The sequence below is a fragment of the Bacteroides finegoldii DSM 17565 genome, assembly GCF_000156195.1.
GTDB lineage: Bacteria > Bacteroidota > Bacteroidia > Bacteroidales > Bacteroidaceae > Bacteroides > Bacteroides finegoldii.
Map to the genome: position 1 here is coordinate 107,267 of NZ_GG688332.1, position 13,675 is coordinate 120,941.

Annotated in this window: 17 protein-coding genes, 1 tRNA gene and 2 pseudogenes; 18 read left to right on the forward strand and 2 right to left on the reverse strand. The window is 43.8% G+C overall.

All coding sequences use genetic code 11. The features are described from left to right. Positions 1 to 48: 48 nt before the first annotated feature. From BACFIN_RS23495 to folK, 9 genes and pseudogenes are all read left to right on the forward strand, one after another. Positions 49 to 786 (forward strand): annotated as a pseudogene (locus BACFIN_RS23495) (Imm65 family immunity protein). Then, entirely contained in the window at positions 770 to 1,045 is a 276-nt protein-coding gene (locus BACFIN_RS23635; RefSeq protein WP_149923801.1) for an Imm65 family immunity protein, read from the forward strand. Before BACFIN_RS23495 ends, BACFIN_RS23635 begins: the two are co-directional and overlap by 17 nt. 296 nt (positions 1,046 to 1,341) lie before the next feature. Next, positions 1,342 to 2,241 (forward strand): class I SAM-dependent methyltransferase, encoded by a 900-nt coding sequence (locus BACFIN_RS03000; RefSeq protein WP_032839898.1) that lies wholly within the window; start codon positions 1,342 to 1,344, stop codon positions 2,239 to 2,241. Positions 2,242 to 2,244: 3 nt separating this feature from the next. Then, complete coding sequence (locus BACFIN_RS02995) at positions 2,245 to 3,126, forward strand: cell division protein FtsX (RefSeq protein ID WP_007757193.1); 882 nt, start codon at positions 2,245 to 2,247, stop codon at positions 3,124 to 3,126. Positions 3,127 to 3,221: 95 nt separating this feature from the next. Continuing rightward, positions 3,222 to 3,464 (forward strand): DUF3098 domain-containing protein, encoded by a 243-nt coding sequence (locus tag BACFIN_RS02990; protein WP_007757194.1) that lies wholly within the window; start codon positions 3,222 to 3,224, stop codon positions 3,462 to 3,464. Between the two features lie 2 nt (positions 3,465 to 3,466). Beyond that, positions 3,467 to 4,321: an undecaprenyl-diphosphate phosphatase gene (locus BACFIN_RS02985; RefSeq protein WP_007757195.1), complete on the forward strand. Its 855-nt coding sequence runs from the start codon at positions 3,467 to 3,469 to the stop codon at positions 4,319 to 4,321. A gap of 51 nt (positions 4,322 to 4,372) precedes the next feature. Further along, positions 4,373 to 5,095 (forward strand): tRNA pseudouridine(55) synthase TruB, encoded by a 723-nt coding sequence (gene truB, locus BACFIN_RS02980; RefSeq protein WP_007757196.1) that lies wholly within the window; start codon positions 4,373 to 4,375, stop codon positions 5,093 to 5,095. Positions 5,096 to 5,112: 17 nt separating this feature from the next. Next, the gene (queA, locus tag BACFIN_RS02975) at positions 5,113 to 6,171 is read left to right on the forward strand and encodes a tRNA preQ1(34) S-adenosylmethionine ribosyltransferase-isomerase QueA (RefSeq protein WP_007757204.1); all 1,059 of its coding nucleotides are present in this window, start codon (positions 5,113 to 5,115) and stop codon (positions 6,169 to 6,171) included. Then, positions 6,171 to 6,656: a 2-amino-4-hydroxy-6-hydroxymethyldihydropteridine diphosphokinase gene (folK, locus tag BACFIN_RS02970; protein ID WP_007757205.1), complete on the forward strand. Its 486-nt coding sequence runs from the start codon at positions 6,171 to 6,173 to the stop codon at positions 6,654 to 6,656. The genes queA and folK overlap by 1 nt, the downstream gene beginning before the upstream one ends. Here the strand turns inward: folK and BACFIN_RS02965 are convergent. After that, the gene (locus BACFIN_RS02965; protein WP_007757207.1) at positions 6,631 to 6,819 is read right to left on the reverse strand and encodes a hypothetical protein; all 189 of its coding nucleotides are present in this window, start codon (positions 6,817 to 6,819) and stop codon (positions 6,631 to 6,633) included. The two genes, folK and BACFIN_RS02965, sit on opposite strands and share 26 nt — an antisense overlap. A 230-nt stretch (positions 6,820 to 7,049) precedes the next feature. On the opposite strand from BACFIN_RS02965, the gene metK reads away from it, so the two are divergent. The 9 genes from metK (at position 7,050) to BACFIN_RS02920 (ending at position 13,441) form a co-directional block, all read left to right on the forward strand. Next, entirely contained in the window at positions 7,050 to 8,342 is a 1,293-nt protein-coding gene (gene metK, locus BACFIN_RS02960; protein ID WP_007757208.1) for a methionine adenosyltransferase, read from the forward strand. 126 nt (positions 8,343 to 8,468) lie between these two features. Continuing rightward, positions 8,469 to 9,056, forward strand: a complete 588-nt coding sequence (locus BACFIN_RS02955) for an LOG family protein (RefSeq protein ID WP_007757209.1) — start codon at positions 8,469 to 8,471, stop codon at positions 9,054 to 9,056. After that, positions 9,053 to 9,775 (forward strand): DUF4271 domain-containing protein, encoded by a 723-nt coding sequence (locus BACFIN_RS02950; protein ID WP_007757210.1) that lies wholly within the window; start codon positions 9,053 to 9,055, stop codon positions 9,773 to 9,775. Before BACFIN_RS02955 ends, BACFIN_RS02950 begins: the two co-directional genes overlap by 4 nt. 4 nt (positions 9,776 to 9,779) lie before the next feature. After that, positions 9,780 to 10,526 (forward strand): uroporphyrinogen-III synthase, encoded by a 747-nt coding sequence (locus tag BACFIN_RS02945; RefSeq protein WP_007757211.1) that lies wholly within the window; start codon positions 9,780 to 9,782, stop codon positions 10,524 to 10,526. 5 nt (positions 10,527 to 10,531) lie between these two features. Next, on the forward strand, positions 10,532 to 10,921 hold the full coding sequence (rnpA, locus tag BACFIN_RS02940; RefSeq protein WP_007757212.1) for a ribonuclease P protein component: 390 nt from the start codon (positions 10,532 to 10,534) through the stop codon (positions 10,919 to 10,921). 47 nt (positions 10,922 to 10,968) lie between these two features. After that, entirely contained in the window at positions 10,969 to 11,193 is a 225-nt protein-coding gene (gene yidD / locus BACFIN_RS02935) for a membrane protein insertion efficiency factor YidD (RefSeq protein ID WP_373148611.1), read from the forward strand. Positions 11,194 to 11,214: 21 nt separating this feature from the next. Then, a complete protein-coding gene (locus BACFIN_RS02930; RefSeq protein WP_007757221.1) occupies positions 11,215 to 11,883 on the forward strand; it encodes a TatD family hydrolase in 669 nt (222 codons plus the stop codon). 86 nt (positions 11,884 to 11,969) lie between these two features. Next, the gene (tyrS, locus tag BACFIN_RS02925; RefSeq protein ID WP_007757222.1) at positions 11,970 to 13,262 is read left to right on the forward strand and encodes a tyrosine--tRNA ligase; all 1,293 of its coding nucleotides are present in this window, start codon (positions 11,970 to 11,972) and stop codon (positions 13,260 to 13,262) included. A gap of 108 nt (positions 13,263 to 13,370) precedes the next feature. Further along, positions 13,371 to 13,441 (forward strand) — tRNA-Gln (locus tag BACFIN_RS02920). 121 nt (positions 13,442 to 13,562) lie between these two features. Here the strand turns inward: BACFIN_RS02920 and BACFIN_RS22780 are convergent. Next, positions 13,563 to 13,675 (reverse strand): annotated as a pseudogene (locus BACFIN_RS22780) (ISAon1 family transposase); the annotation flags it as partial.

Sequence of the window (13,675 nt, forward strand, 5' to 3'; positions counted from 1 at the left end):
ATGAGAAAACTTATCAGAATTATTATGGTAGTGATATTTTGGGGATGTATGTCCCCCTCTTCTACTCTTCCTGAGATACATCAACGTGTTGCCGATCAAGTAAAGATCTTGATAGACAAGGGACATTTGTCTGCCCCTTACATAGAGATTTACGAATCATTCTCTAATGATTCTAATGTTTTCTATTATATTAGCAATTCGGATTCCCCAGGTTCAGAGAATGCGGAGTTGCCTTCAAGAGTTCTTGAGTATAAAGGTCGATATTTCTGTTTTATTGAGTTGGATGAACCGGAAATGACACGAACAGAATTGTTTGAAAAGGGAATCGTTTCTGATTCTAATTTTCAGGAAAATGAATATTTGGGTGATAGCTCAATATATTGGATGCTTGCTCTTCGGCAACATGAAAATGTACAAACTTTAATAAAGCAGAAACCGCAATATTACTATCCTACAGAATATCCGGAGCTTTGACCCTATTTTTCGGGTGATTCCCCGCAAGGAAAATTTGCATTGATGACATTGTTTCAGCATGATGTTATTATTCCCGATTCATTAACATTCTTGCTTCGTGAACGGGAGCTAAAAGTGAGCAGGCAGGATATTGAAAGATTCAGTGGAAAGATTAATATAAGGAATCTAACGGACTCCACTTTGATCTTGTCCGAAAGTCCGACGATGGGAAACATGTCTTATGCAGTAGTAAATGGAATTGATACATTGATCCTCATTTTAAGAGATTCGCTGCCGGTAAGAATTAGTCCTCACGATTTTCGATGTTTATAATTATGATAGCGAATCTCCATATGATTTTCTTCGGAGATTCTCGGATAAAGAGGCTTGGATGAATATGTATCAGCTATTTGCAGATTCAACCTTTTGTTTTTTGAATATAAATGGAAAACTGACAGGATTTAGAATACAACATGATGATAGATATTCAGGTATTATTTTGAAGTCAGATTCATTATCTAGAACGATCAATAACGAAAGTTTTTATGATAAAGAAGATAGGATACGTAGATTCTTTAAATGGGATCAGTAATTAATAACGTGTCTTACCTTGATATAGTTGACTTAAATTTGTCTAATCCATATCAGGGTAATTTTTTCTATTAGCATGATTAGATACTCACTGGTATACTTCTTTCTCCCAACAGGCTGCTTTATCATTTTATCTCTCAAGATTTAGTAAAATCATGCAGGGTTTATATTTCTGATTTCTATTAAAAGTCCTTAACGAAAGCCCAATCCATCACATTTTATTTGTTTCTTTGCACCAAATTAGGGTATAGTGTTGCTTCTTGCATTGAGGCAGCACTTAATTTTGTTTTAGGATTAATGGAGAAACTCAGTATAAATGCTTGTCCGGTGTGTGGTTGTACGCACTTGAAACGCGTCATGACTTGTACGGATTTTTATGCTTCGGGCGAACAGTTTGAGCTGTATTCGTGTGACGGTTGCAGCTTTACGTTCACGCAAGGAGTTCCGGTGGAAGCAGAGATAGGCAAGTATTATGAGACTCCCGATTACATCTCCCACACTGATACGCGCAAGGGCGCGATGAATAATATCTATCATTACGTACGTTCCTATATGCTGGGCAGTAAAGCGCGTCTGGTAGCCAGAGAAGCGCATCGCAAGACGGGACGTTTGCTCGATATAGGTACGGGAACCGGTTACTTTTCCGATACGATGGTACGTCGTGGTTGGAAAGTGGAGGCGATAGAGAAAAGTCCGCAGGCACGTGAATTTGCAAAAGCGCATTTCAATCTGGACGTAAAGCCGGAGTCGGCACTGAAAGAGTTTGCTCCCGATAGCTTTGATGTCATTACCCTTTGGCACGTGATGGAGCATCTGGAACACCTCAATGAGGTGTGGGGACGACTCCGTGAGCTGCTGACGGAAAAAGGAGTATTGATTGTGGCAGTGCCCAACTGTTCTTCGTACGATGCCAAGCGTTATGGCGAATATTGGGCGGCATACGACGTTCCCCGCCACCTTTGGCATTTTACTCCAGGCACTATACAGCAGTTGGCTTCCCGTCACGGTTTTATTATGGCAGCACGCCATCCGATGCCGTTCGATGCGTTTTACGTATCTATGCTGAGCGAGAAACATTGTGGCAGTTCGTGCAGTTTCCTGAAAGGGATGTATGCAGGCACGCTGGCTTGGTTCAACGCTTTGGGACGAAAGGAACGGAGCAGTTCTATGATTTACGTATTCCGAAAAAAGAGATAACGCATGGGAAATAAAAACAAGTATAAGTCAGGTTCGATTTTCGACATGCAGTTCATTACATCGAGTATCAGTACGACACTGGTGTTGCTGTTGCTGGGACTGGTCGTCTTTTTCGTGTTGACGGCACACAATCTTTCCGTCTATGTTCGTGAGAATATCAGTTTCTCTATTCTTATCAGTGACGATATGAAGGAAGCCGACATACTGAAACTTCAGAAGAAACTGAACGGTGAATCTTTCGTGAAAGAGTCCGAATATATCTCTAAGAAGCAGGCTTTGAAAGAGCAGACGGAGGCGATGGGCACTGACCCCAAAGAGTTTCTGGGTTATAATCCTTTCACCGCTTCTATCGAAATCAAGCTCCATTCCGAGTATGCGAATTCCGACAGTATCGCGAAGATAGAGAAGAAGATCAAGAGGAATACCAACATACAGGATGTGCTCTATCGGAAGGAGCTGATTGACGCGGTGAATGACAATATACGGAATATCAGCCTGGTGCTGCTTGCGTTGGCAGTAGTGCTTACCTTTATCTCTTTTGCATTGATAAACAATACGATAAGGCTGGCCATTTACTCCAAGCGATTCCTCATTCACACCATGAAACTAGTAGGTGCGAGTTGGGGATTTATTCGTGGCCCATTCCTCCGAAAGAATGTGTGGAGCGGAGTGTTGGCGGCGGTTGTGGCAGATACGGTGTTGATGGGAACTGCTTATTGGGCGGTGACATACGAGCCGGAGCTGCTCCAGGTTATCACGCCCGAGGTGATGTTGATTGTATGTGCAAGCGTATTGGTGTTTGGAATTGTGATTACATGGCTCTGCGCCTATGTGTCAATCAATAAATATCTGAGAATGAGGGCGAACAGCCTATACTATATTTAGTGGATAATGAGTGATAAGTAATAAGTTGAGGTAGTGAGACACGTCGTTTGCGACTTTAATTTATAATTTTTAATTTATAATTTTTAATTGAAACTATGTCTGACAAGCAGAAATTTGCCTTTGATAAAGTGAACTTTATCTTGCTAGCAATAGGAATGGCGATTGTTATCATCGGGTTCCTGCTGATGGCGGGACCTTCGTCGTCCGAAACAGCCTTTGAACCGGATATTTTCAGTGTACGTAGAATAAAGATAGCGCCTGCTGTTTGCCTGTTTGGCTTCTTGTCTATGATATACGCTGTGTTGCGCAAACCTAAAACTCAAAAGACAGAGAAATAAAGATGGGGGATCTGACTACATTTGAAACAATTATCATCGCTATTGTAGAGGGATTGACGGAGTTTCTTCCGGTTTCCTCTACGGGACACATGATTATAACACAAAACATACTGGGAGTAGAGAGTACGGAATTTGTGAAGGCTTTTACAGTTATTATCCAGTTTGGCGCGATTCTTTCGGTTGTCTGCCTTTATTGGAAACGGTTCTTCCGGTTGAACAACACTCCGGTGCCTGCCGGTACTTTCTGGCTGAAGCGTTTGCTGCATCGGTTCGATTTCTATTGGAAACTGTTGGTTGCTTTTATCCCTGCGGCTATATTGGGTTTCTTATTCAGTGATAAGATAGATGAATTGTTGGAGAGTGTGACGGTGGTTGCCGTTATGCTGGTGATTGGCGGAGTGTTCATGTTGTTTTGCGACAGAATATTCACGAAAGGAAGTGAAGATACGGTGCTGACGGAAAAGAAAGCATTCAATATCGGCTTGTTTCAGTGTATTGCCATGATACCGGGCGTTTCGCGTTCGATGGCTACTATTGTGGGCGGTATGGCGCAGAAACTGACACGTAAGGAAGCAGCCGAGTTTTCGTTTTTCCTGGCAGTGCCGACGATGTTTGCGGCAACCGGATATAAGGTGCTGAAACTCTTTCTGGATGGAGGGACTGAAATACTGATGAATAATATGCCGGCACTTATCATTGGTAATGTAGTGGCTTTTATCGTCGCTTTGCTTGCTATAAAGTTCTTTATAAGCTTCGTGACCAAATATGGTTTTAAGGCCTTCGGTTGGTATCGGATTATCGTGGGTGGAGCTATTCTGGTGATGTTGTTGATGGGATATAATCTGCAAATAGGCTGACGGGCTTTGGATGAGTTGTCGCAGAAGCGAATGAGTTATAAATAAAGGCTGATGAATTTTAAAAAAGGAGAAGTACTGTTTTTTAATAAACCTCTTGGGTGGACTTCATTTAAAGTAGTGGGACATGCCCGCTATCATATCTGTCGCCGGATAGGAGTGAAAAAACTGAAAGTCGGACACGCTGGTACGCTGGATCCTCTTGCAACGGGGGTGATGATAGTATGTACGGGTAAGGCCACGAAGCGGATAGAAGAGTTTCAATATCATACGAAGGAGTATATCGCCACGCTCCGACTGGGGGCTACTACGCCGTCGTACGATTTGGAACACGAGATAGATGCTACCTACTCTACCGAACATATCACACGGGAGATGGTGGAAGAAGTGTTGACACATTTTATAGGTACGATAGAACAGGTTCCTCCTGCCTTCTCCGCCTGCATGGTGGATGGAAAACGTGCTTATGAGTTGGCACGGAAAGGCGAGGAAGTCGAACTAAAGGCGAAGCAGCTTGTTATCGACGAGATTGAATTGCTGGAATGCTGTCTGGAAACACCGGAACCGATGATTCGGATTCGTGTGGTATGCAGCAAGGGAACGTATATCCGTGCGTTGGCACGCGACATTGGCGAAGCACTCCACAGCGGAGCGCATCTGACGGGCTTGATTCGTACACGTGTGGGCGATGTCCGTCTGGAAGACTGTCTGGACCCTGAACACTTTAAAGAGTGGATAGACCGGCAGGAAATAGAAAATGAGGAAGAAAATAATTAACGTAATAAGGAATAGATATGAAATTATCACAATTCAAATTTAAGTTACCCGAAGACAAGATCGCGTTGCACCCGACGAAGTATAGGGATGAATCGCGTTTGATGGTATTGCATCGTAATACTGGTAAGATTGAGCACAAGATGTTCAAGGAAGTTCTAGAGTATTTTGATGATAAGGATGTGTTTATATTCAACGATACAAAGGTATTTCCGGCTCGTTTGTATGGTAACAAGGAGAAGACTGGTGCCCGTATCGAAGTGTTCTTGTTGCGTGAGTTGAACGAAGAACTACGCCTGTGGGACGTGTTGGTGGATCCGGCCCGTAAGATCCGTATCGGTAATAAGCTGTATTTCGGACCGGACGATTCGATGGTGGCTGAGGTGATTGACAATACTACTTCGCGTGGCCGTACGCTCCGTTTTCTTTATGATGGGCCTCATGACGAGTTCAAGAAAGCTTTATATGAATTGGGCGAGACTCCCCTGCCCCATACGATTATCAACCGTCCGGTAGAGCCGGAAGATGCGGAGCGTTTCCAGTCTATCTTTGCGAAGAAGGAAGGTGCGGTGACTGCCCCGACTGCCAGTCTGCATTTCAGCCGTGAGCTGATGAAACGTCTGGAGATCAAAGGAGTGGACTTTGCTTACATCACTCTGCACGCCGGTTTGGGCAACTTCCGCGATATCGATGTGGAAGACCTGACAAAGCATAAGATGGATTCGGAACAGATGTTTGTGGATGAAGCGGCTGTGAAGACTGTCAACCGTGCGAAAGATAACGGCAAGAATGTGTGTGCGGTAGGTACGACAGTGATACGTGCGATTGAAAGTGCGGTCAGCACGGACGGACATCTGAAGGAATTTGAGGGCTGGACTAATAAGTTTATCTTCCCCCCGTATGAATTCACCGTAGCCAATTCAATGATTTCCAACTTCCATATGCCGCTTTCTACCTTGCTGATGATTGTAGCTGCCTTTGGCGGTTATGAACAGGTGATGGATGCTTATCATGTAGCGCTGAAAGAAGGTTACCGCTTCGGTACGTATGGAGATGCAATGCTGATTCTGGATAAATAATGGCGAAAGTGTATGTAGGACTCGGCACTAACTTGGGAGATAAAGAACAGAATCTTAAGGTTGCCGTGCAAAAAATAGAAGAGCAGATAGGGAAAGTCGTTTCCCTGTCTGCTTTTTACATAACTGCCCCTTGGGGCTTTACCTCTGAGAATAGTTTCCTGAATGCGGCGGCTTGTGTGGAAACGGAACTGTCTCCTTTGGATGTGTTGCAGAAAACGCAGTCGATTGAACGTGAATTGGGGCGCACGAAGAAGTCGGTCAATGGCGCTTATAGCGACCGCCTGATTGATATTGACCTGTTGCTTTATGAGGATCTGATTCTCTCTGCAGTCACTCCGTCCGGAGCGGAATTGAATCTCCCCCACCCGCTGATGGCGGAACGTGACTTCGTGATGAAACCGTTGGCGGAAATAGCTCCGGAACTGGTACATCCGGTATTGGGGAAGACGATGCGGGAACTTATTTCTTCTTTTTCTCCGCAATAAATACCGGCAAATAGGCAATGCAGCCTATCAATATTGCATACAGCAGATGAATCTCCTGGAACGGTCTGTCAATGAAATGGCAGACAATGGCATAGATGGCAATCGTGAAGCCTATATAAAGCGCCAGGACTAAGAGCGTTTTTAATTTCTTATTTAGAATCATTTTAAATCTATTTATGTGTTAAATACGGACCAAAGATACTCATTATCTCCGAAATCTCTTTATCTTTGCACCCGAAATGAAGGTGTGGACAGATTTGAGTAGCTTGCAACCACGGAAAAAAATGCTAAAACACGTCTTACCGACGCTTTGCGGTTTAATCCTTGCAGCACTCACCTCTCCTGCTCTCTCTCATTTTTTAATTTTCAATTTTTAATTCTTAATTTAAAAAGATGGGATACTTATTTACATCCGAATCGGTGTCAGAAGGACACCCCGACAAGGTAGCCGATCAGATATCGGATGCCGTGCTTGACAAACTGTTGGCTTACGACCCCAGTTCGAAAGTAGCTTGCGAAACACTAGTGACTACCGGACAAGTGGTGCTAGCGGGTGAAGTGAAAACAAAAGCGTACGTTGATCTCCAGCTCATCGCACGTGAGGTAATTAAGAAAATCGGCTATACCAAAGGAGAGTACATGTTCGAAAGTAACTCTTGCGGTGTGCTTTCCGCCATTCATGAGCAGAGCCCCGATATCAACCGTGGTGTGGAACGTCAGGATCCGATGGAACAGGGTGCGGGCGACCAGGGTATGATGTTCGGTTATGCTACCAATGAAACGGAAAACTATATGCCGCTTTCTCTTGATCTGGCACACCGCATTCTGCAAGTGCTGGCTGATATCCGTCGTGAAGGAAAGGTGATGACTTACCTTCGTCCCGATGCAAAAAGCCAGGTAACTATCGAATATGACGACAACGGAACTCCTGTTCGTATTGATACAATTGTTGTTTCTACGCAGCATGATGACTTTATCCAGCCGGAAGATGATTCGCAGACTGCCCAGCTGAAGGCTGACGAAGAGATGTTGTCTATCATCCGTCGTGATGTGATTGAGATTCTGATGCCTCGTGTGATTGCTTCCATTCATCATGATAAGGTGTTGGCGCTGTTCAATGATAAAATTATCTATCATGTCAATCCTACCGGAAAGTTTGTAATCGGTGGTCCTCATGGAGATACCGGTCTGACAGGACGTAAGATTATCGTTGATACGTATGGCGGCAAGGGTGCTCACGGTGGTGGCGCTTTCTCCGGAAAAGATCCCAGCAAGGTAGACCGCAGCGCAGCTTATGCGGCACGTCATATCGCAAAGAATATGGTTGCGGCAGGCGTAGCGGACGAAATGCTTGTACAGGTGAGCTATGCTATCGGCGTGGCTCGTCCGATCAATATCTTTGTAGATACTTACGGCCGTTCTCACGTGAACATGACTGACGGTGAGATTGCCCGCGTTATCGACCAGTTGTTCGACCTTCGTCCGAAAGCTATCGAGGAGCGCCTGAAACTTCGTAATCCTATTTATCAGGAAACGGCTGCATACGGTCACATGGGGCGCGAACCGCAGGTGGTAACGAAGAAGTTCTTCTCCCGCTATGAAGGAGACAAGACGGTAGACGTTGAACTCTTTACATGGGAGAAACTCGACTATGTAGATAAAATTAAAGCCGCTTTCGGTCTGTAAATAGTCTGAAACCGAGCTTGACTTATTTGATAAGAGCCGCAATTTCATTTTCCTTTTCGGGGAAAGGAGGTTGCGGCCTTTGTTTTTTTTCGTAATTTTGCAGGGTGATACAATAAAATCGTAGCAATGAACCAGATACATTCCGTATGCGTATATAGCGCTTCCAGCACCAAGATAAATCCTGTATATTTTAAAGCAGCCGAAGAGTTGGGCAGCTTGCTTGCCGAACATCACATTCGTCTGATTAACGGGGCAGGCAGTATCGGCTTGATGTGTGCCGTTGCAGATGCGGTGTTGAAGAATGGCGGTGAAGTGACGGGAGTGATCCCCCGTTTTATGGTGGAACAGAATTGGCACCATACCGGATTGACAGAACTGATTGAAGTAGAATCCATGCATGAACGGAAACAGAAGATGGCAAATCTGAGTGACGGTATTGTTGCATTGCCCGGTGGCTGCGGTACGTTGGAAGAACTGCTGGAAATTATTACCTGGAAGCAATTGGGGCTGTATCTCAATCCTATTGTCATTTTGAATGTAAACGGTTTCTTTGATCCATTACTGGAAATGCTTGGGAAGGCGATTGACGAGAATTTTATGCGTCAACAGCATGGAGATATATGGAAAGTGGCACAGACACCTGAAGAGGCGTTGAGATTGCTCTATGAGACTCCTGTATGGGATATTTCCATTCGTAAATTTGCGGCTATATGATTGTGGAGCTGTTTACTTCCGGTGTTGAAGGCATTCCTGTCTCCTATTCTCCCCGTACAGATGATACTATTGCTCTGACCTTGCTGGTTTGCTTTTTTCTTTCGTCTATTGCTTTGGCTAAAGGAAAGAAATTTCTGTCTCAGCAAGTGAAAGATTTTGTACTGCATCGCGAACGGACAAGTATTTTCGATAGCTCTACAGCGGCTGATGTGCGTTATCTGCTGGTGTTAGTATTGCAGACCTGCGTGTTGTCGGGTATCACTTTTTTCAATTATTTTCATGATACGTGCCCTACCCTTATGGATCATGTGTCCTCTCTCCTGCTAGTGGGAATCTATGTCGTCTTTTGCCTTACCTATCTCTTACTGAAATGGTTACTTTATATGTTTCTGGGGTGGACTTTCTTTAATAAAAACAGGACAAATATGTGGCTGGAATCTTATTCCGCACTCATATATTATATTGGATTTGCTCTTTTTCCGTTCGTGCTTTTTCTCGTTTATTTCGACTTGAGTTTTACCAATTTGATTATAATCGGCTCAATTATTCTGATTTTCACCAAAATGTTGATGTTTTATAAGTGGATAAAGCTTTTTTTTCATCAATTTGGCGACCTTTTCCTATTAATTTTGTACTTTTGCGCTCTTGAAATAGTACCTTGTCTGCTACTCTATCAAGGTATGGTTCGAATTAATGATATATTGCTAATAAAATTTTAGGACGTTGAAAATTAAAAAAGTACTAGTTTCGCAGCCTAAGCCTGCGTCAGAGAAATCTCCCTATTACGACATAGCAGAGAAGTATGGCGTAAAAATAGATTTCCGGCCGTTTATCAAGGTTGAAAGTCTTTCGGCGAAAGAATTCCGGCAACAGAAAATTTCGATTCTCGATCATACTGCCGTTATATTCACTTCTCGTCATGCTATTGACCATTTCTTTAACTTGTGCACCGAGTTACGTGTGACGATTCCTGAAACGATGAAGTATTTCTGTGTGACGGAAGCCGTTGCGTTGTACATCCAGAAATATGTGCAATACCGCAAGCGTAAAATTTTCTTTGGAGCTACAGGAAAGATTGAAGACCTGATTCCATCCATTGTGAAGCATAAAACGGAGAAATATTTCGTTCCGATGTCGGACGTGCATAATGACGATGTGAAGAATCTGCTCGACAAGAACGGTATACAGCATACGGAAGCTGTGATGTATCGTACGGTCAGCAATGATTTTACACCTGATGAAGACTTTGATTATGATATGCTGGTATTCTTCAGCCCTGCCGGAGTGACTTCATTGAAAAAGAACTTCCCTGATTTTAACCAGAAGGAGATAAAGATAGGTACTTTCGGTTCCACTACCGCACAGGCTGTACGCGACGCCGGGCTTCGTCTGGATCTTGAGGCTCCTACGGTGCAGGCTCCGTCAATGACTGCTGCGCTTGATATGTTTATCAAAGAAAACAATAAATAAACAAAGTGGGTATATATACTTTGTGCAAAGCCGAAAGGCTGAATAGTAAGATTTTGATCGGAAAGATGTTTGAGGGCGGCATTTCAAAGTCGTTTTCCATCTTTCCGATACGCGTTGTATATATGCCTGTCGAACAAGGCGAGGCTTCGGCTTCCATACTGATCAGCGTGTCGAAACGACGTTTTAAGCGGGCGGTAAAGCGCAATCGGGTGAAACGTCAGATACGTGAGGCTTACCGGAAGAATAAATCCATCCTGCAGGAATGTCTGCAAGGCCGGGAACAGCATTTGGCAATCGCCTTTATCTATCTGTCGGACGAGCTTACAGCGACTGCCGAATTGGAAGAGAAGATGAAAATAGCGCTTTCGCGCATCTCTGAAAAACTGTCCTCATGAAATTTCATGGTTTCCGAATATCTGTCAGCTGGATATTCGTAAAAGATATGCTGCGGAGAGTGTTTTCATTCTTGCTGCTTATTCCTATTTATTTTTATCGGGTTTGTATTTCACCGTTAACTCCTCCTTCTTGTCGGTTCACACCGACCTGTTCGGCCTATGCAGTTGAGGCGATTAAGAAACATGGACCTGTAAAAGGCCTGTATCTGACTGTGCGACGTATTCTGAGATGTCATCCGTGGGGTGGCTCAGGTTATGATCCCGTACCTTAATCATATAAATAAAAAGTAATAATGGGAGAGAGTGATATAAACGCTGTTAATGCTATTTTGGATATTCATACCCATAAGGGAGAGGAACAGTCCGGTGGTAAGGCGATTATCAATTATCGTCAGTTGGCAGGAACGCCGTTGCAAGAGGGATATTATTATTCTGTCGGCATTCATCCTTGGGAACTGACACCGGATAATTTGAAACAGCAATCGGATTTTATTATTGAGCATTTGCCCGACAAGCGCATTGTGGCCATAGGAGAGGGGGGACTGGATAAATTGAAGGGAGCTTCAATGGAAATTCAAACGGCAGCATTTATGGCGCAGATGACTCTGTCGATGGAATATGATTTGCCTCTGATTCTTCACAATGTGAGAATGACGGATAAAATATTGGCTGTGAAAAAGCAATTCCGGCCCGGACAGCCCTGGATATGGCATGGCTTTAGGGGAAAGCCCGAACAGGCGGAACAATTGCAGGGTAAAGGATTGTATCTATCTTTCGGAGAGTTTTATTCGGATGAAGCAATGAGAGCGGTATCCGATGATCGTCTGTTTCTGGAGACAGACGAAAGTTCGCTTGATATCGAAGAGCTTCTGTATCGGGCAGCCCGAGTGCGTGGGGTAGGAGTGGAAACACTGCGAGAAACCATCCGCCGGAACATTCAAAATGTCTTTTTTAGGGCATAAGAGTTGTATCTTCCGAGAAAGAGTCGTACTTTTGCCCCCTACGGGATTGAAATAGAATAAAAACCTAATAATTAAAGAGTAATACGATGAATTTTGTAGAAGAATTGAGATGGCGTGGCATGTTGCAGGACATCATGCCGGGAACAGAAGAGTTGTTAAGCAAAGAGCAGGTGACTGCCTATTTGGGTATCGACCCGACTGCCGATTCGCTACACATTGGTCACCTTTGCGGAGTGATGATCCTTCGTCATTTCCAACGCTGCGGTCATAAACCGTTGGCATTGATTGGTGGCGCTACAGGTATGATTGGTGACCCTTCGGGAAAATCAGCGGAACGTAACCTGCTGGATGAAGAGACATTGCGTCACAATCAGGCATGCATTAAAAAACAGCTTGCCAAATTCCTCGACTTCGAGTCGGATGTGCCTAATCGTGCCGAACTGGTGAACAACTATGACTGGATGAAAGATTTCAGTTTCCTTGATTTCGCTCGCAAAGTGGGTAAGCATATCACAGTGAACTATATGATGGCAAAGGATTCTGTAAAGCGTCGCCTGAATGGTGAAGCGCGTGACGGGTTATCATTTACCGAGTTCACTTATCAGCTGCTTCAGGGATATGATTTCCTTCATTTATATGAAACAAAGGGATGTAAATTGCAAATGGGCGGTTCTGACCAATGGGGTAACATTACGACTGGTGCCGAATTGATTCGTCGTACGAATGGAGGAGAGGTTTTTGCGCTGACTTGCCCGTTGATTACAAAAGCTGACGGCGGTAAGTTCGGTAAGACGGAATCCGGAAATATCTGGTTGGATTCCCGTTATACGTCTCCTTACAAGTTCTACCAATTCTGGCTGAATGTAAGCGACTCTGATGCAGAACGTTATATCAAGATTTTCACTTCCATCGAGAAGGAAGAAATAGAAGCTCTGATTGCAGAACATCGGGAAGCTCCGCACTTGCGTATCCTTCAGAAACGTCTGGCTAAGGAAGTTACCGTAATGGTTCATTCCGAAGAAGATTATAACGCAGCAGTGGATGCATCAAACATTTTGTTTGGTAATGCAACTTCGGAAGCGTTGCGTAAATTGGATGAGGATACGCTGCTTGCTGTATTCGAAGGCGTACCTCAGTTTGAGATTTCCCGTGATGCATTGGCGGAAGGTGTGAAAGCTGTTGACTTATTCGTTGATAATGCGGCTGTATTTGCTTCGAAAGGTGAAATGCGTAAGTTGGTTCAAGGCGGAGGTGTTTCGTTGAATAAAGAAAAGCTGGCAGCTTTTGACCAGGTAATTACGGCAGCTGACCTGCTTGATGAGAAATATCTGCTTGTTCAGCGCGGTAAAAAGAACTATTATTTGCTGATTGCAAAGTAATAGCTCATTATTTATTAGGTAGCAAAGTAAAAAAATGAATGAAATATTTGGAGGTTTGCTTGCAAACCTCTATCTTTGCACCGCTTTTTAACAGAAAGCGCATAAGTTTGGACTATGGTGTAATGGTAGCACAACAGGTTTTGGTTCTGTTTGTCCAAGTTCGAATCTTGGTAGTCCAACAATCTAACAGTTTAGAAGATACAAACCCCCGCAAAATATTTACTTTTGCGGGGGTTTTTTGTAGCCTTTAGCGAGAAGGTGTTTTGATGGGTCAACGTAACAATCTGAGGGATTCTATATTTAAGCATATAATTTAGCAAGTCTATATAAGAAAAAAGCTCTATCTCTTACTCCTCTGAACTGTGCTCTAAATGCTTTGATTTTAGCATTGAATGACTCTGCTGCGGCATTGG